Here is a 16,502-nt window from a genome sequence, read left to right as displayed (position 1 = left end):
CTTCAGACGATCAGTGGGCCAGGCCTGCTGCGATGAGCAACTCTTCCAGCGCAAGCAAATCCGGCACTTTGGCCACTTGCTCCCCCACCTGCACCGCCGCTTGCTCAAGCGGACACAACGGCACGTCCACATAACTCAACTGACTATCGAGCTTGTAAGACCGAGGAATCCCCTGCACCAGCAGCGCAATAAACTTCAACTCCGGCCGCCCGCCGAGGGCATTGAGGATGACGATGCGCACGCGCTCGCCAATCACCACTTTGTTGCCACACGCCGACTCGAAACTCAGCAACGGAATCTCCCGATCCCGCCACGTCACCAATCCCAGATACCACGGCGGCGTATCAAGATCGAAGGCCGCAGGCTGATAGTCGATCAACTCCGCGACGGCGACGTTGGGCAGGATCAAGTTGCGGTCCGCCAAGGGCAGCAACAGCCCGGTGAGGTTGCTGGTGCGGTGCTCAAGCATGGGTTTTGCTCCACAGGGCGATGCTTTCGAGCAGCACCGATTCCTGGTATGGCTTGCCGAGGTAGTCGTTGACGCCGATGGCCATGGCGCGGTCGCGGTGTTTCTGGCCGGTGCGCGAGGTGATCATGATGATCGGCAGGTGCTGCAAACGCTCATCGGCGCGCACTTGGGTCGCGACTTCGAAGCCGTCCATACGCGGCATTTCGATGTCCAGCAGCATCACGTCGGGCAGGTGATCTTCGAGCAGCAGCATGGCGTCGACCCCGTCCTTGGCGGTCAGCACGTTCATGCCGTGGCGTTCGAGCAAGCGGCTGGTGACCTTGCGCACGGTCACCGAGTCGTCCACCACCAACACCAAAAGTGGCTTGTGCGGTTCGGCCTCGACATCCTGGGTCACCGGCCGTTGCGGCACGCGGGTTTGCATGGCACGGATCGGCGCCAGCAAATCCAGAATCAGCACCACCCGGCCATCGCCGAGAATCGTCGCCCCGGACAAGCCCTGCACCGCCGCAAATTGTGGGCCGAGGCTTTTGACCACGATCTCGCGGGTGCCGGCCATCGAATCCACCTGCACGGCGATGTGCCGTTCGTTGCATTGCACCAGCAACACCGGCAACGGCAGGCTCTGGCCCAGCAGTTTCGGGCGGGTGCTGGTTTTCAGCAGTTCGCCGAGGTAGCACAGTTCATAGTGCTGACCGGCGTATTTGTAGGTCGGCGGATCGAGGCGGTAATGGCCTTCGAGTTCGTTGGGCAGCACGCGGACGATGCCGTCGATGGTGTTCAGCGGGATCGCGTATTGATCCTCACCGCACTGCACCATCAACGCACGATTGACCGACACGGTGAACGGCAAACGAATGCGGAAATGCACGCCCTGCCCCGGCACAGAATCGATAAACATGCTGCCGCCGAGTTGCCGCACTTCTTCATGCACCACGTCCATGCCGACGCCGCGCCCGGAAATCTGGGTGATTTTCTCGGCGGTGGAGAACCCCGGTTGCAGGATGAATTGCAGCACGTCGCGGTCGCTGATGTCGCTGTCCGGCGCCAGCATGCCGCGCTTGATTGCCTTGCGCCGCACCGCGTCCAGCGGCACACCGGCGCCGTCATCGCGGATGTCGAAAATGATGTCGCCGCCCTCGCGCGCGAGGTCCAGCGTGATACGACCCTGAGCCGGTTTCCCTGCCGCGATCCGCACTTCAGCGGATTCCAAACCGTGGTCCACAGCGTTGCGCAGCATGTGTTCCAGCGGCGCGGCCATGCGTTCCAGCACGTTGCGATCCATCTCGCCTTCGGCGTTGCCAACAACGAATTCCACGTCCTTGCCCAACTCGCTGGAGACCTGACGGACGATGCGTTTCAAGCGCGGCAGCATCCGTTCGAACGGCACCATGCGCGTGCGCATCAGGCCTTCCTGCAATTCGGTGTTGATGCGGCCCTGCTGTTGCAGCAGGTTTTCCGCGTCCTGATTGGTCCGGTCGAGGGTTTCCTTGAGGTCGAGCAGGTCGGAGGCGGATTCGAACAGCGCCCGGGACAGTTGCTGCAATTGCGAGTGGCGGTCCATTTCCAGCGGATCGAATTCTTCGTAGCCCAGGCGTTCGGCTTCGACTTGCTGACGGCTGAGAATGCGGCCCTGGGTCTCGGTGTCGAGGCGCCGCAGTTGATCGCGCATCCGCTCGATGGTGGTTTCCATCTCGCTCAGTGCCACGCGGGCGTCGTTGACCTGCTGTTCGATGCGGCCACGGAAGATCGAGGTTTCCCCGGCAAGGTTGACCAGATCGTCGAGCAACTCGGCCGAAACCTTGACCATGTCGGCGCCAGCATCAGGTGCCGGCACTTCAATTTTGGCAGCCACCGGCGCGACGACCGGGGCTTCGGGAACGACCGGATGGCTGAAATTCTTGATCGCATCAATCAGCCGATCCGCCGGCGGGCAAGGCTGGCCGGCGCGGGTGGCGTCGAGCATCTGCGCCAAGCGGTCGTGGCTGCTTTGCAACAACGTGAACAGCGCCGCCGTCGGTTGCAGCACGCCCGCCGACAGGCCTTCGTAGAGGAATTCCAGCTCATGAGCCAGATCGCCGATCGGGGCGATTTCCACCATTCGTGCACCGCCCTTCAGCGTGTGCAAATCCCGCAACAGGGTTTCGACTTCCTGACGGTTCGACGGCTCGGCCTGCCAGCGCACCAGCGCCGCGCCAGAGTTTTCGATGATGTCGAAACCTTCTTCGAGGAAGATTTCCAACAGTTCCGGGTCATGCCCCGGTGAATCATGTTCGTGGGCCGGTTCGACGGTTTCAGCGGTGACGGTGTTGCCCTGGCGGAACTCGCGAATCGCCGCGATCAGCTCGTCCGGATCACCCAGCGCTTTCTGGTTTTGCAGTTGCTCAAGCAGCACCGCCAAGCGGTCGTGACTGGTTTGCAGCAGCCGCGCCAGGGTTTCGCTGTGGCTATAGCGACGATCCACCAGACCTTCGTAAAGGTTTTCCAATTCATGAGCGAGGTCACCGACCGCCTCGACCTCGGCCATCCGCGCGCCGCCCTTGAGGGTGTGCAAATCCCGCTGCAAGGACGACAGCGGCGCGGCGTTGTCCGGGTCGCTCAACCAGCGCTGCAACGCCTGGCCGGCGCTTTCGAGGATGTCCACGGCTTCTTCGAGGAAGATCGAAACGATTTCGTCGTCGTGTTCAATCTGCGTCGCGGTGTGCGAAAGCTCAGCGGTGGCGCTACCGAGTTCGCGAATGCTCAGGGTGCGGCTGCCATCGCTGCGAATCAGGCCCATGGCCGACGGGTCGAGGCTGGTATCGAGCAACCCGCGCAAGGCCCGCACGCGTTCCGGTTGCGGGCTGACTTCCTGGCCGGCGGCCAGTTCGTCGAGCATGTTGATCAGCGCTTCGTGGGCACTTTGCGCTTCATGGAAAAAGGCGTCGCTGACCGCCAGGCTGCTCTCTTCCACCGCGCCATACAGGTCGAGCAAGGCTTCGCAGAGTTCATCTACCGGGTGCAGATCGGCGAGGTGCGCGCCTTCGCCGAGGGTGGTCAGTTCGTCGAGCAACGCGCTGAGTTCCTGGCGCTCGCCGGGGTGCTGCTGCCAACGCTGCAACAGGCTTTCGGCGTCGAGCAGGATGTCCATGCCCTGGGCCAGAAAGTTGTTGATCAGTTGCGGATCGCGCTTGACCCGTAACGCCCGGTTCGGCGCAGTGAGGATGGCTTGAAGGCGTTCGTCCAGCAGCGCGTGGGTGCGTTCGATCAGCGAGCGCGCGTCGGGAATCTCCGCCAGCGGATCAGTCTTGAGCTGACGCAAACCGAGGCGAAACAGCCCTTCGGCTTCCAGCAGCAATTCGACTTCATCCAGATCGAGGGCGATCAGGTGCGCCTTGTACTCGCGGGCCAGTTGATCCAGCGGCGCGGCCAGTTCGGCAATCGGCAATACGCCGGCCATCGACGCGCTGCCCTTGAGGGTGTGCAAGGCGCGCTGCAATTCGTCGCTGGCCTGCAGCGGCACGTGTTCGGCGGCTTGATCAAGGAAGCGATTGAGGCTGGCGAGGTGGGTTTCGGCCTCGTTGCGGAAGATCTCCAGCAACAACGGATCGAGGGCCGCGACGTCTTGCGTATCCTCGTCGAACAGCGATTCATCACCCTTGGCCAAGGCATGCGCCCGGGCGGCCAAGCGGTCCACGTCGTCGCGCTGGCGCTGGGCATTGGCGGCGAATTCGCTGATGAGTTCCGGCAACAGATTGAGTGCATCGGTCAGCAGTTGTTGCACCGCGAGCCCAGGTTTAACGCTGTGTTCCAGCACCCGGTTGAGCAGGTTTTCCATGGCCCAGGCGAGTTCGCCCAGCACTAATGCGCGAACCATCCGGCCGCTGCCTTTCAAGGTGTGAAAGGCGCGGCGCAGTTCGCTCAAGGCAGCGGCGTCGTCAGTGTTGGCCGACCAGCGCGGCAGGTATTCGTGCAGCACTTCCAAGACTTCGTCGGTTTCTTCGAGGAAGACTTCCCGCAGTTCATCGTCCACCGGTTCTTCGCCGAACGGCGGCGGCAACAGGCTGCCCGGCGTGTTCAGCGCGGGCGGGTTGACGGCGGACACCGGGCTGGCCAATACAGCCGCCAGGGATTGCACGGTTTCGGGATCGTCCAGTTCCTGAAGGTCCTGCATGACCTGGGCTTCATTGGGGCTGAGCACGTCTTCGAGCACCGGCACGAGTTTTTCGCTGGGGAAAAAACCGAGTGAGGCGAGGCTGTTTTCAGCGACGTCGAGCAGCTGTTCGTCCGCCTCTTGCGGGTCGTCGTTCAGGCGTTCCAGGTAATACTCGATGCTGGTGATGACGTCGGCCAGGTTGTCGAGTTGCTGCCAGCCGGGATGGTCAGTGTCCACCAGCAGGTGTTCGCGGATAAAGCCGTTGCAGGCTTCGATCAGGCTCGCGGCACGGGTCAGCGGAATCATCGCCAATGCGCCGCGCACTTGGGTCAGCAATGCTGGCAACGGTTGCAGTTGCTGGCGATCCCAATCGGCGTCGATGTAGTCGACGATCATGTCCTTGGCTTGTTGCAGGCAGATCCGAGCTTCGCGGATGACGATCTGGTGAATCTGGGTCAGGTCGGTGGTCGGCAGGCGGCTTTCTTCCTGGCTCTCAGGTTCCACGGTGCCGACCATTCCGGCCAGCGTGGCTTCGACGTAGAGCAAGGCGCCGGCCACGTCCATCAGGATTGCGTCGTTGGGTTCGCGCTGGCCCTGGGCGAGGCTTAGCACCACCGCCAGTTGATCGATGATCACCTTGCGCGGCTGGCCGAAACCGAGCACCGCCAACGTGTCGGCGATTTGCCGCAGGGGCGCGAGCAGGCTTTCGAGGTCCGAGGTGTGCTGGCGGTCGCTGCGCACGAACAGGTCCAGGCGTTCCTTGACCCGCACCAGTTCTTCGCACAGCGCGGCGAGCACCGAGCGCATGGCATCGCGGTCGGGGCCGGCGAGGCGTGCGCGTTCTTCGTCGACCATCGCGCTGTCGGGCAGCGCATCGTCCAGTCCGTAGCGATCTTTCATGGTCAGCATCTGCCCGGTGGGATGTTCGGCTTTGGCAATGTAGAACAACAAGCTTTTCAGCAGCTCGGGCGGCGGCGCCTGATTGACGCCGGCCATGCCCTGTTCCAGCAAGCGTTTGAGTTCCTTGTCGGCGTCCTTGAACAGGCTGCGCAGCGCCGGGCTGTTGGCTATCGCGCCTTTTTGCAGGCCTTCGACCAACGCCGAAGCGACCTGCCACAACGGGCTCAGCGGCGCGTTACCGCACAACGCTTCAAGCCTCGCGAAGACTTTGGTCAGGTAATCCAGATTGGTTTCGCCATCCTGCTCGCGAAGCAAACCGACCAAGGCCATCTGCAACATTTGCCGCAACTTGCGCAGCACATTGGGCAAGTCTGCCGGTTCGAGCCGCGCCAGTTCTGCGTCGTCCAGGGGCGACAACTCCGGCAATTGCGGGCTGAACAGACTGGTTTCCGACAACAGGCTTTCACCGCGCGCACTGCGCAGATCATTGATCAGCGGCAGCACCACCAGCGGCAAGTCGCGGCGCGCGCCTTGCACCCGGTCGAGGTAGATCGGCAGTTGCCCCAGCGCCTGTCTTAACAGATGAATGGCTTCATCGCGATGACTGACGCGGTTTTGTTGCAGGGCAGCGGTCAGTTGCTCCATTTCCTCGGCGAGCAGGGCCGCGCCGTAGAACTCGACCATCTGCAAACTGCCGTGAACCTGATGGATGCACGTCAGGCACTCGCCCAGCGCGTGCGTCGCCTGCGGGTCATCCAGCAGTTGTTCCAACGCTTGATGAGCCTGCTTCAGCGTTTCGGCAATCTCGCCTTTGACCCATTCGAGGGCCACATAGTCGTGCCGATCACCCATAACCACTCCGCTCTCTATTCCTACAACAGCAATTCATACGCCCGCAGGCGTTCACGCATTGTCCGTGGCCTGCTTGGGCTCGGTCGGCAAGGTGAAACCCGAAACCGAGCGCCGCAACTGGCTGGCCATTTTCGCCAGGTTGCCGATGCTTTCGGCGGTCGCCGTCGAGCCGGACGACGTCTGCGTGGTGATCTGCTGGATCACGTTCATGGTCAGGGAAATCTGCCCGGCCGACGACGTCTGTTGCTGCGCCGCGTTGGAAATGCTCTGGATCAGCGCCGCGAGGGTCTTCGACACGCCTTCGATTTCTTCCAGGGCCACACCGGCATCCTGCGCCAGCCGCGCGCCGCGCACCACTTCGGTGGTGGTCTGCTCCATGGAGATCACCGCTTCATTGGTATCAGTCTGGATCGCCCGGACCAGGGTTTCAATTTGTCGGGTCGCGGCGGACGAACGCTCGGCCAGCCGCTGCACTTCGTCGGCCACCACGGCAAACCCGCGCCCGGCGTCACCGGCCATGGACGCCTGGATTGCCGCGTTGAGCGCGAGGATGTTGGTCTGGTCGGCAATGTCGTCGATCAGGCTGACGATGTCGCCGATTTCCTGGGAAGACTCGCCCAAACGCTTGATGCGCTTGGCGGTGTCCTGGATCTGCTCGCGAATGTTGTCCATGCCGTGGATGGTGTTGTGCACAACCTCGTTGCCCTTGTTGGCGATTTCCACCGAACGCTCGGCCACCGCAGAGGATTCGGCGGCGTTGGCCGAAACCTGATCGATGGACTGCGCCATGTCGTTGATTGCCGTCGAGGCTTCGCTGATCTGTTGAGCCTGATGTTCCGAGGCCTGGGCCAGATGCATCGCAGTGGCTTGGGTTTCCTGCACGGCGGCGGCAACTTGCCCGGCAGTGAGGTTGATGGTCGCCACCAGATCGCGCAGTTGATCGACGGAATAGTTGATCGAGTCGGCGATGGTGCCGGTGAAGTCTTCGGTCACCGACGCGGTCACGGTCAGGTCGCCGTCGGCGAGGTCTTCGATCTCATCCAGCAAACGCATGATCGCGTTCTGGTTGCGCTCGTTCTTCTCGGCGGTTTCCTGGAGCTGACGGTTGGTTTCGCGCACCATCACCAGACCGATCAGGATGATCGACATCAGCGCCAGCAAGCCCAGCACGTAGCCGCCGATGGTGTCGGTGTTGCGCCCGCCGGCCAGGTTTTCGAAACCGGTGGCCAGGTGCGAGGCTTCATCGAGCAGGGTTTGCGACAGGGTGAAGATGCTGGTCGCCGACTCGCGGACCTTGAACAGTTCGGGCGAGGTTTCGAGGATTTCATCCACCGAGCCGGAGACAAATTCGAACAGTTCGGAGATTTCGGTCAAACGGGCGCGGGCGTCCTTGTCTTCGACCTGGCTGACTTTCAGCGCGGGATTGCCCTGGAGCATGCCGGTTAACACTTGGCCGAAACGTGCGGCATCGCGGCCGAAGGCGTCGGCGGCTTGCTGGGAGTTTTCGTCGCCGGACAACACGGTGTTCACCGCGCCGAGAATACGTTCCGCCAGCAACGACTGACGCTGGGCCATCGCCACTTGGGCCGCCGGAGCGCCACGTTGAAGGAGGATTTCGACGACTTTTTCGTACTCGACCTGCAACTGCGGCACGGTTTCGGCCAGGGTTGCTGCGACCTGATGCAGGGACAGCACGGTTTGTTCGCTGGAGAGAATGGCGTCGGTGTTTTTCAGCAGGCGTTCCCAGTCCAGCTGCACGGCGCGCATTTCCGGGCGCACGGTGGACGGCGCGGGCGGCAGGCCGGTGCTCGGGTCGCCCTTCTTCAGGTAACCCCAGCGCTGGGCAAAGTCGTTGCGCGCATCGCTCAACAGCTTGAACGCGGCAGCCTTGCCGGCGGCGGCTTCGGTGGCGTTCTTGGCGATACGCTGGGACAACACGCGCAGCTCACCGGCGTGGCCGATGTACTGTTTGTCGTAGGTGGCCTGAGTATTGAGGTAAGCGAAGTTGGCGAACAGCAGCATGATGAAGATGATCAGCGCGATAAACAGCACGATGATCTGCGAACGGCTGCGCGACCCTTCTGGCTTGCCTGTTTTTGCTTTTGTCATCGGTCCTCGCCTGTCCTGCCCAATTCAACCTATCCCCTGTAGGAGCGAGGCTTGCCCGCGAAGGCGTCGTGTCAGTCGACATTAATGTTGAATGAATAACCGCTTTCGCGGGCAAGCCTCGCTCCTACAGGATTGGGATTACACCGCGACATGCATGAAGTCCTGGGACTGCGCCAACGCAAACGGGCTGAACACTTGCCAGCTCTGCTCGCGCTGGAACCGGCCCTGGACGAACGCGCCAATCGCGCCATTCAACTCGTTCGACGGCACCGCTTCCAGGCTGTCCTGGGCAAAGTGCTGCAAACCGTAGACTTCATCGACCATCAACCCGGCAAACACGTCTTTGTATTCCACCACCAGCACCCGCCGCTGCTTGCGCCCCCCCGACAACTCATGCCCAAGCTCTTTTTCCGAAAAGAAGGCACAAATATCCATGATCGGCAGCAGCCGTCCGCGCAAATTGGCCACGCCCTTGACCCAGGGTTTGACGCCGGGCAGTTGGGTGCAGCGCGGTTCATGCAGGACTTCGCTGACTTCGCCCATCGGCGCGACGTACCAGTGCTCGCCCAGGCGAAAACCGATGCCGCTCCAGCTGTCCTGGCGTGTTGGCTGGGACGGCAAGTCCGCCGCCAGCACGCGACAACGCTGGTCGATCTGCAGCAGCAGTTCGAAAGCCGTCAGCGACTCGGTCATGGCCGGGGGATCAACCGGCCAACACGTTGTTCAGGGTTTTGATCAGGGTGTCTTCGTCGACCGGTTTGGTCAGGTAGTCCTTGGCGCCCTGGCGCGTGCCCCAGACCTTGTCGGTTTCCTGATCCTTGGTGGTGATGATGATCACCGGGATGTGCCCGGTTTCCGGGTCTTTGGTCAACTGGCGGGTGGCCTGGAAACCGTTGAGGCCGGGCATGACGATGTCCATCAGCACGGCGTCGGGTTTTTCCTGGCGGGCCAGGGCCACGCCGTCGGCGCCGTTTTCGGCTTTCAACACTTCATGACCGTGCTTTTCCAGCATGCCGGTCAGTTTGTACATTTCAGTCGGCGAATCATCGACGATCAGAATACGTGCCATGGTCTTCCCCATTCTTGTCAACGCCGGGCCCGCTGGCCGAGCGTCACTGTGCGTGTCCTACTGCGGCAAAACGGCGGCGAAGCCCGGAACATGGGCCTGGATCGCGTTCAGCAGTTCTTCCTTGCTGAAAGGCTTGGTCAAAAACTGGTCGGAGCCGACGATGCGCCCCTTGGCCTTGTCGAACAGCCCGTCCTTGGACGACAGCATAATCACTGGCGTGGACTTGAACGCACTGTTGTTCTTGATTAAAGCGCAGGTCTGATAACCATCCAGACGCGGCATCATGATGTCGACAAAGATAATGCCCGGGTGATTGTCGGCAATCTTGGCCAGCGCATCGAAACCATCGATGGCCGTGATGACTTCACAGCCTACGTTTTTCAACAGCGTTTCGGCGGTGCGGCGGATCGTCTTCGAATCATCGATCACCATGACCTTCAAGGCGCTGGAATGCTGTTCCATAAATGCTCTACCGTCGCCTTTGAGAAACAATTTGTCCGTTTGACGGCTCGAAACCCTTGATACTGAAGGGCCAGCGCGACATGGCGACCTTTTTAGCACAGTCTCAATAACCAATCTATCGGCCGACCCGCGCAGAGGTTTTTCCTTGACCGGGAACACACTCAGCGCCACTCTGACGCCACTTTTTCGTGTCCATTCGGACCACCCCATTTCGAGGAAAAACCCATGAGCGTTCGCGTCGGGATTGTCATGGACCCTATCGCCAGCATTTCCTATAAAAAGGATAGCTCGCTGGCCATGCTGCTGGCTGCGCAGAAGCGCGGCTGGGAACTGTTCTATATGGAACAGAAGGATTTGTACCAGGGCGAAGGTGAAGCACGGGCGCGGATGCGGCCGCTGAAAGTCTTCGCCAACCCTGAGAAGTGGTTCGAACTGGAAGCCGAGACCGACGCGCTGCTGAGCGATCTGGACGTGATCCTGATGCGCAAGGATCCGCCGTTCGACATGGAATTCGTCTACTCCACTTACTTGCTGGAGCAAGCCGAGCGCGCCGGCGTACTGGTGGTCAACAAGCCGCAGAGCCTGCGCGACTGCAACGAAAAACTGTTCGCTACGCTGTTCCCGCAGTGCACGCCGCCGACCGTGGTCAGCCGCCGCGCCGACGTGTTGCGTGAATTCGCCGCCAAGCACGGCGATGTGATCCTCAAGCCGCTGGATGGCATGGGCGGCACGTCGATCTTCCGTCACCGCGCGGGCGATCCGAACCTGTCGGTGATTCTGGAAACCCTGACCGCGCTGGGCACCCAGCAGATCATGGGCCAGGCCTACTTGCCGGCGATCAAGGATGGCGACAAGCGCATCCTGATGATCGACGGCGAACCAGTGGATTACTGCCTGGCGCGGATTCCGGCGGCTGGCGAAACCCGTGGCAACCTCGCCGCCGGTGGTCGTGGCGAAGCGCGTCCGCTGAGCGACAAGGATCGCTGGATCGCCGCACAAGTCGGCCCGACCCTGCGTGAGAAAGGCCTGCTGTTCGTTGGCCTGGACGTAATCGGCGAGCACCTGACCGAAATCAACGTCACCAGCCCGACTTGCATTCGCGAGATTGATAACGCGTTTGGCACCGACATTGGTGGCCTTTTGATGGATGCCATAGAGAAGAAGCTGCAAGCTGCAAGCCTCAAGCCGCAAGCTTGAAGCGCGCGACAGACAGCTTGTCGCTTGCTGCTTGAAGCCTGAAGCTAAAAACCAACATTGCGTTATCATGCCGAGCCCGGAAAAACGTGATGTTGGTTTTTTGTTATGACGCTCCCGTCCGATCTGCCCGCTGAACTCGCCCATACTGGCGTGCGCCCGGCCGATCGCCTCGGTTTTACCCTGTTTCTCGCGGCGTTGATTCACCTGGCCTTGCTGTTGGGCGTCGGCTTTTCGATGGTCGAGCCCAAGCAGATCAGCAAAACCCTGGAAATCACCCTCGCCACTTTCAAAAGCGAAACCAAGCCCAAAAAAGCCGATTTTCTTGCTCAAGAGAATCAGGAAGGCAGCGGCACCCTGGATAAAAAGGCGATCCCCAAGACCACCGAGGTCGCGCCGTTCCAGGACAACAAGGTGCAGAAAGTCACCCCGCCGCCGGCCGCCAAGCCTGAAGTGCAGGAAGCCGCGCCCAAGGCCGCCGTGACCACCGTCGCGCCGAAGCCGAAAAAAGCCGCCGCCAAAAACGAAGAACCCAAGACCCCGCCCAAGCCCGCCGTGGCCGCGCCGACGTTCGACAGCTCGCAACTGTCCAGCGACATCGCCAGCCTGGAAGCGGAACTGGCCAACGAACAACAGCTGTACGCCAAGCGCCCGCGGATTCACCGTTTGAGTGCGGCTTCGACCATGCGCGACAAGGGCGCCTGGTATAAGGACGAATGGCGCAAGAAGGTCGAGCGCATCGGCAACCTCAATTACCCCGACGAAGCACGGCGCAAGCAGATCTACGGCAATTTGCGTTTGATGGTCTCGATCAACCGCGACGGTTCGCTGTATGAAGTGCTGGTGCTGGAGTCCTCCGGGCAACCGTTGCTGGATCAGGCAGCCCAGCGGATTGTGCGGCTGGCGGCACCGTTTTCGCCGTTTACCGGGGATTTGTCGGACATCGACCGCCTGGAAATCATCCGCACCTGGAAATTCGCTCGCGGCGACAAGCTCTCCAGTAACTGATCGATGGATTTGTGGTGTTCGGGCCGACGCCTTCGCGGGCAAGCCTCGCTCCTACAAAGTAATCACCGTCCCTGTAGGAGCGAGGCTTGCCCGCGAAGAGGCCCTCAAGCAAACCCGAATCAAAAAGACACTCACGCAAGCATTTCCTGTGCATCCCCAGCTTGTCAGTTCGCCCCTCCAACGCCACACTAGCGCTCATGAAGAACGTCAGCCCCAGCTACCTCAAGCATCACTTCCTGATCGCCATGCCGCACATGGCCGACCCGAACTTTGCGCACACCTTGACCTACATCGTCGAGCACACGGCCAATGGCGCCATGGGGCTGGTGGTCAACCGTCCGCAAGACCTGAACCTGGCCGATATCCTCGAACAATTGCGTCCTGACATCGAGCCCCCGGTGCTCTGCCAGCACGTGCCGATCTTTATCGGCGGCCCGGTGCAGACTGATCGCGGCTTTGTCCTGCACCCGTCGGGGAAAACCTTCCAGGCGACCGTTGATCTGGAAGGCGAGCTGTCCTTATCGACTTCCCAAGACGTGCTGTTCGCCATCGCTGACGGCGTCGGCCCGGCGAAAAGCGTGATCACCCTCGGTTACGCAGGCTGGGAAGCCGGGCAACTGGAGGCCGAACTGGCCGACAACGCCTGGCTGACCTGCCCGTACGACGCCGACATCCTGTTCAACACCAGCAGCGAGTCGCGCCTCGAAGCGGCGGCCCGGCACCTGGGGATCAACCTCAGCCTGCTGACCAGCCAGGCGGGCCACGCCTGATGGCCCTGCGACTGATTCTGGGTTTTGACTACGGCACCAAACAGATCGGCGTAGCGGTCGGCCAGGTGATTACCGGTCAGGCCCGCGAGCTGTGCACCTTGAAGGCACAAAACGGTATTCCCGACTGGAATCAGGTCGAAGCCCTGATCAAGGAATGGAAACCCGACGCCGTGGTGGTTGGCCTGCCGCTGAACATGGACGGCACGCCCAGCGACATGTGCCTGCGGGCCGAGAAGTTCGCCCGCCGCCTCAACGGCCGCTACAACCTGCCCTTCTATACCCACGACGAACGCCTGACCACTTTTGAGGCCAAAGGCGAGCGGCGTGATCGTGGCGGGCAAAAAGGCAGTTACCGCGACAACCCGGTCGATGCCATCGCCGCCGCCCTGCTGTTGCAAGGCTGGCTCGACGAAAACACCGCATTGTTCGAATCCTGAAGAGTCGTCACCACGCCTCTCTATAGCGACAACCCGAGCCAAACCCCGCACGCACCGGCTCGGGCCCAAGAAGGAGCAACCATGAGCCTGCCCAATCCCGCCGAACTGATCAGCCAGATGGCGATCCGTCTCAAGGCACACCTGGAACACCGTGGCATCAGCGAACCGCGCTACATCGGTATCCGTACCGGCGGCGTCTGGGTCGCCCAGGCGTTGCTCGATGAACTGGGCAGCGACTCGCCGCTCGGCACCCTCGATGTCTCCTTCTACCGCGACGATTTCAGCCAGAACGGCCTGCACCCGCAAGTGCGCCCGTCGGCCCTGCCGTTCGAGATCGAAGGCCAGGACCTGGTGCTGATCGACGACGTGCTTATGAGTGGCCGGACCATCCGCGCCGCCATGAACGAATTGTTCGACTACGGCCGCCCGGCCAGTGTGACGCTGGTGTGCCTGCTGGACCTGGACGCCGGCGAGCTGCCGATCCGTCCGAACGTGGTCGGCGCGACGCTGGAGCTGGCCGCCCACGAACGGGTGAAGCTGTCCGGCCCCTCGCCGCTCGTACTCGAACTGCAAGACCTCGCCCTTTAATTCGCCCTATTGAGAGTCCCCCTCGCGATGACGCCTCTAGAAACCAAGCGCCCGCTGCAGCTCAATGATCAGGGCCAGCTGCGCCACTTCCTCTCGCTCGACGGTTTGCGCCGCGAGTTGCTGACGGAAATCCTCGACACCGCTGACTCGTTTCTCGAAGTCGGCGCCCGGGCGGTGAAGAAAGTCCCGTTGCTGCGCGGCAAGACCGTGTGCAACGTGTTCTTCGAGAACTCCACCCGCACTCGCACCACCTTCGAACTGGCGGCCCAGCGCCTGTCGGCGGACGTGATCACCCTGAACGTGTCGACGTCCTCGGCGAGCAAGGGCGAAACCCTGCTCGACACGTTGCGCAACCTGGAAGCCATGGCCGCCGACATGTTCGTCGTGCGCCACGGTGATTCCGGTGCGGCACACTTCATCGCCGAACACGTGTGCCCGCAAGTGGCGATCATCAACGGCGGCGACGGCCGTCACGCGCACCCGACCCAAGGCATGCTCGACATGCTGACGATTCGTCGGCACAAGGGCGGCTTCGAAAACCTCTCGGTGGCCATCGTCGGCGACATCCTGCATTCGCGGGTCGCGCGCTCGAACATGCTCGCGCTGAAAACCCTCGGCTGCCCGGACATCCGCGTGATCGCGCCGAAAACCCTGCTGCCGATCGGCATCGAGCAATACGGCGTGAAGGTTTACACCGACATGACCGAAGGCCTGAAAGACGTCGACGTAGTGATCATGCTGCGCCTGCAGCGTGAACGCATGACCGGCGGCCTGCTGCCGAGCGAAGGCGAGTTCTACCGCCTCTTCGGCCTGACCACCGCGCGCCTGGCCGGGGCCAAGCCGGATTGCATCGTCATGCACCCGGGGCCGATCAACCGTGGGGTGGAGATTGAGTCGGCGGTGGCCGACGGCCCGCACTCGGTGATCCTCAATCAGGTCACCTACGGTATTGCGATTCGTATGGCCGTGTTGTCCATGGCCATGAGCGGGCAGACTGCCCAGCGCCAATTCGAGCAGGAGAACGCCCAGTGAAGCTCAGCATTCTCGGCGCCCGCGTCATCGATCCAACCTCGGGTCTGGATCAAGTTACCGATATTCATGTTGAAGCCTGCAAGATTGTCGCCTTCGGTGCCGCTCCAGCCGGTTTTGTTCCGGTCGAGACCATTGATGCCAAAGGTCTGGTCGCCGCGCCCGGCCTGGTTGACCTGAACGTCGCCCTGCGCGAACCGGGTTACAGCCGCAAAGGTTCGATTGCCAGCGAAACTCGCGCCGCTGCCGCCGGTGGCGTCACCAGCCTGTGCTGCCCGCCGAAAACCAAACCGGTGCTGGACACCTCGGCCGTGGCCGAACTGATCCTCGACCGCGCCCGCGAGGCCGGTAACACCAAAGTCTTCCCGATTGGCGCCCTGAGCAAAGGCCTGGACGGCGAGCAGCTTGCAGAGCTCGTTGCCCTGCGCGATGCCGGCTGCGTAGCGTTCGGCAATGGTCTGGAGAGCTTCCGCAACACCCGCACCCTGTGCCGGGCGCTGGAATACGCGGCGACCTTCGACCTGACGGTGATTTTCAACTCACAGGACCATGACCTCGCCGAAGGTGGCCTGGCCCATGAAGGCCCGACCGCGAGTTTCCTTGGCTTGCCAGGCATCCCGGAAACCGCCGAAACCGTGGCCCTGGCCCGGGACCTGCTGCTGGTCGAGCAAAGCGGCGTGCGTGCGCACTTCAGCCAACTCACCAGCGCTCGCGGAGTGGCCCTGATCGCCCAGGCCCAAGCCCGTGGATTGCCGGTGACTGCCGATGTGGCGCTGTATCAGCTGATCCTGACCGATGAAGCCCTGATCGACTTCAGCAGCCTCTACCACGTCCAGCCGCCGCTGCGCACCCGCGCCGACCGCGATGGCTTGCGTGCAGCGGTGAAGTCCGGTGTGGTTTCGGCCATTTCCAGCCATCACCAACCCCACGAACGGGACGCCAAACTGGCACCGTTCGGCGCGACTGAACCGGGGATCAGCAGCGTTGAACTGCTGCTGCCACTGGCGATGACGCTGGTTGAGGATGGTCTACTCGATCTGCCGACCCTGCTGTCGCGCCTGAGCGCCGGCCCTGCCGAGGCTTTACGCCTGCCGGCGGGCAAGTTGGCGGTGGGTGGCGCGGCGGATATCGTGCTGTTCGACCCAGCGGCCTCGACCGTAGCCGGGGAAACCTGGCTATCCAAAGGCGAAAACTGCCCGTTCATTGGCCACAGCTTGCCGAGTGTGGTGCGGTATACGTTGGTGGATGGGCGGATTAGCCACCAGGCTTAAGACCGCGTCGCCTGTATTCACGAGCAAGCCCACTCCCACAAGGACTGTATTAATCCTGTGGGAGCGGGCTTGCTCGCGAAGGCTTACTCGAAGGCGCCTTGGTCCTTAGGTCATTCAGCGTTCTCATTACCAACTAGCTCTCATCTACGGGCTGACATCCTCGCGTCACATCGTCATCAACTCATCCGTAACAAGAACATCCCTTCAAG

General features: G+C 61.9%; 13 protein-coding genes. 7 read left to right on the top strand and 6 right to left on the bottom strand.

The window, feature by feature from the left end; translation table 11 throughout:
- Nucleotides 1-10 precede the first annotated feature (10 nt).
- The 6 genes from ACIOYV_RS24280 to pilG all read right to left on the bottom strand — a co-directional run bounded on the left by ACIOYV_RS24280 (nucleotide 11) and on the right by pilG (nucleotide 9,996).
- Complete coding sequence (locus ACIOYV_RS24280; RefSeq protein WP_401327679.1) at nucleotides 11-469, bottom strand: chemotaxis protein CheW; 459 nt, start codon at nucleotides 467-469, stop codon at nucleotides 11-13.
- Nucleotides 462-6,356, bottom strand: coding sequence for an Hpt domain-containing protein (locus tag ACIOYV_RS24275; RefSeq protein WP_401327676.1), 5,895 nt, complete (start codon nucleotides 6,354-6,356; stop codon nucleotides 462-464). The genes ACIOYV_RS24280 and ACIOYV_RS24275 overlap by 8 nt, the downstream gene beginning before the upstream one ends.
- Nucleotides 6,357-6,407: 51 nt before the next feature.
- Entirely contained in the window at nucleotides 6,408-8,465 is a 2,058-nt protein-coding gene (locus ACIOYV_RS24270; protein WP_054044393.1) for a methyl-accepting chemotaxis protein, read from the bottom strand.
- 138 nt (nucleotides 8,466-8,603) lie between these two features.
- Nucleotides 8,604-9,158, bottom strand: a complete 555-nt coding sequence (locus ACIOYV_RS24265; RefSeq protein ID WP_401327672.1) for a chemotaxis protein CheW — start codon at nucleotides 9,156-9,158, stop codon at nucleotides 8,604-8,606.
- Nucleotides 9,159-9,168: 10 nt separating this feature from the next.
- A complete protein-coding gene (gene pilH / locus ACIOYV_RS24260) occupies nucleotides 9,169-9,534 on the bottom strand; it encodes a twitching motility response regulator PilH (RefSeq protein ID WP_007897961.1) in 366 nt (121 codons plus the stop codon).
- 57 nt (nucleotides 9,535-9,591) lie between these two features.
- Nucleotides 9,592-9,996 carry a twitching motility response regulator PilG gene (gene pilG, locus ACIOYV_RS24255; protein WP_008152601.1) on the bottom strand — a complete coding sequence of 135 codons (405 nt, stop codon included), beginning with the start codon at nucleotides 9,994-9,996 and terminating at the stop codon, nucleotides 9,592-9,594.
- Nucleotides 9,997-10,221: 225 nt separating this feature from the next.
- Here pilG and gshB point away from each other — a divergent pair, with 225 nt between their 5' ends.
- The 7 genes from gshB to ACIOYV_RS24220 all read left to right on the top strand — a co-directional run bounded on the left by gshB (nucleotide 10,222) and on the right by ACIOYV_RS24220 (nucleotide 16,293).
- Nucleotides 10,222-11,193 (top strand): glutathione synthase, encoded by a 972-nt coding sequence (gshB, locus tag ACIOYV_RS24250; protein WP_054616923.1) that lies wholly within the window; start codon nucleotides 10,222-10,224, stop codon nucleotides 11,191-11,193.
- Nucleotides 11,194-11,298: 105 nt separating this feature from the next.
- Nucleotides 11,299-12,198 (top strand): energy transducer TonB, encoded by a 900-nt coding sequence (locus ACIOYV_RS24245; protein WP_265041393.1) that lies wholly within the window; start codon nucleotides 11,299-11,301, stop codon nucleotides 12,196-12,198.
- 197 nt (nucleotides 12,199-12,395) lie between these two features.
- Nucleotides 12,396-12,968 (top strand): YqgE/AlgH family protein, encoded by a 573-nt coding sequence (locus tag ACIOYV_RS24240; protein WP_265041394.1) that lies wholly within the window; start codon nucleotides 12,396-12,398, stop codon nucleotides 12,966-12,968.
- The gene (gene ruvX, locus ACIOYV_RS24235) at nucleotides 12,968-13,405 is read left to right on the top strand and encodes a Holliday junction resolvase RuvX (RefSeq protein ID WP_005792259.1); all 438 of its coding nucleotides are present in this window, start codon (nucleotides 12,968-12,970) and stop codon (nucleotides 13,403-13,405) included. Before ACIOYV_RS24240 ends, ruvX begins: the two co-directional genes overlap by 1 nt.
- Before the next feature lie 81 nt (nucleotides 13,406-13,486).
- Nucleotides 13,487-13,993 (top strand): bifunctional pyr operon transcriptional regulator/uracil phosphoribosyltransferase PyrR, encoded by a 507-nt coding sequence (pyrR, locus tag ACIOYV_RS24230; RefSeq protein ID WP_054044401.1) that lies wholly within the window; start codon nucleotides 13,487-13,489, stop codon nucleotides 13,991-13,993.
- A gap of 27 nt (nucleotides 13,994-14,020) precedes the next feature.
- Nucleotides 14,021-15,025 carry an aspartate carbamoyltransferase catalytic subunit gene (locus ACIOYV_RS24225; RefSeq protein ID WP_007897943.1) on the top strand — a complete coding sequence of 335 codons (1,005 nt, stop codon included), beginning with the start codon at nucleotides 14,021-14,023 and terminating at the stop codon, nucleotides 15,023-15,025.
- Nucleotides 15,022-16,293 carry a dihydroorotase gene (locus tag ACIOYV_RS24220; protein ID WP_401327666.1) on the top strand — a complete coding sequence of 424 codons (1,272 nt, stop codon included), beginning with the start codon at nucleotides 15,022-15,024 and terminating at the stop codon, nucleotides 16,291-16,293. Before ACIOYV_RS24225 ends, ACIOYV_RS24220 begins: the two co-directional genes overlap by 4 nt.
- The last annotated feature ends 209 nt before the right edge of the window (nucleotides 16,294-16,502 follow it).

Source organism: Pseudomonas sp. NPDC087342 (genome assembly GCF_044744265.1).
Classification (GTDB): domain Bacteria; phylum Pseudomonadota; class Gammaproteobacteria; order Pseudomonadales; family Pseudomonadaceae; genus Aquipseudomonas; species Aquipseudomonas nunensis.
Note: the sequence above shows the minus strand (reverse complement) of the source record. Positions and strands in the feature narration are given on the sequence as shown.

Excerpts from the sequence above, each read along its gene's own strand:
- ACIOYV_RS24280 (WP_401327679.1), bottom strand. The coding sequence starts at position 469 with ATGCTTGAGCACCGCACCAGCAACCTCACCGGGCTGTTGCTGCCCTTG.
- ACIOYV_RS24275 (WP_401327676.1), bottom strand. The coding sequence starts at position 6,356 with ATGGGTGATCGGCACGACTATGTGGCCCTCGAATGGGTCAAAGGCGAG.
- ACIOYV_RS24270 (WP_054044393.1), bottom strand. The coding sequence starts at position 8,465 with ATGACAAAAGCAAAAACAGGCAAGCCAGAAGGGTCGCGCAGCCGTTCG.
- ACIOYV_RS24265 (WP_401327672.1), bottom strand. The coding sequence starts at position 9,158 with ATGACCGAGTCGCTGACGGCTTTCGAACTGCTGCTGCAGATCGACCAG.
- pilH (WP_007897961.1), bottom strand. The coding sequence starts at position 9,534 with ATGGCACGTATTCTGATCGTCGATGATTCGCCGACTGAAATGTACAAA.
- pilG (WP_008152601.1), bottom strand. The coding sequence starts at position 9,996 with ATGGAACAGCATTCCAGCGCCTTGAAGGTCATGGTGATCGATGATTCG.
- gshB (WP_054616923.1), top strand. The coding sequence starts at position 10,222 with ATGAGCGTTCGCGTCGGGATTGTCATGGACCCTATCGCCAGCATTTCC.
- ACIOYV_RS24245 (WP_265041393.1), top strand. The coding sequence starts at position 11,299 with ATGACGCTCCCGTCCGATCTGCCCGCTGAACTCGCCCATACTGGCGTG.
- ACIOYV_RS24240 (WP_265041394.1), top strand. The coding sequence starts at position 12,396 with ATGAAGAACGTCAGCCCCAGCTACCTCAAGCATCACTTCCTGATCGCC.
- ruvX (WP_005792259.1), top strand. The coding sequence starts at position 12,968 with ATGGCCCTGCGACTGATTCTGGGTTTTGACTACGGCACCAAACAGATC.
- pyrR (WP_054044401.1), top strand. The coding sequence starts at position 13,487 with ATGAGCCTGCCCAATCCCGCCGAACTGATCAGCCAGATGGCGATCCGT.
- ACIOYV_RS24225 (WP_007897943.1), top strand. The coding sequence starts at position 14,021 with ATGACGCCTCTAGAAACCAAGCGCCCGCTGCAGCTCAATGATCAGGGC.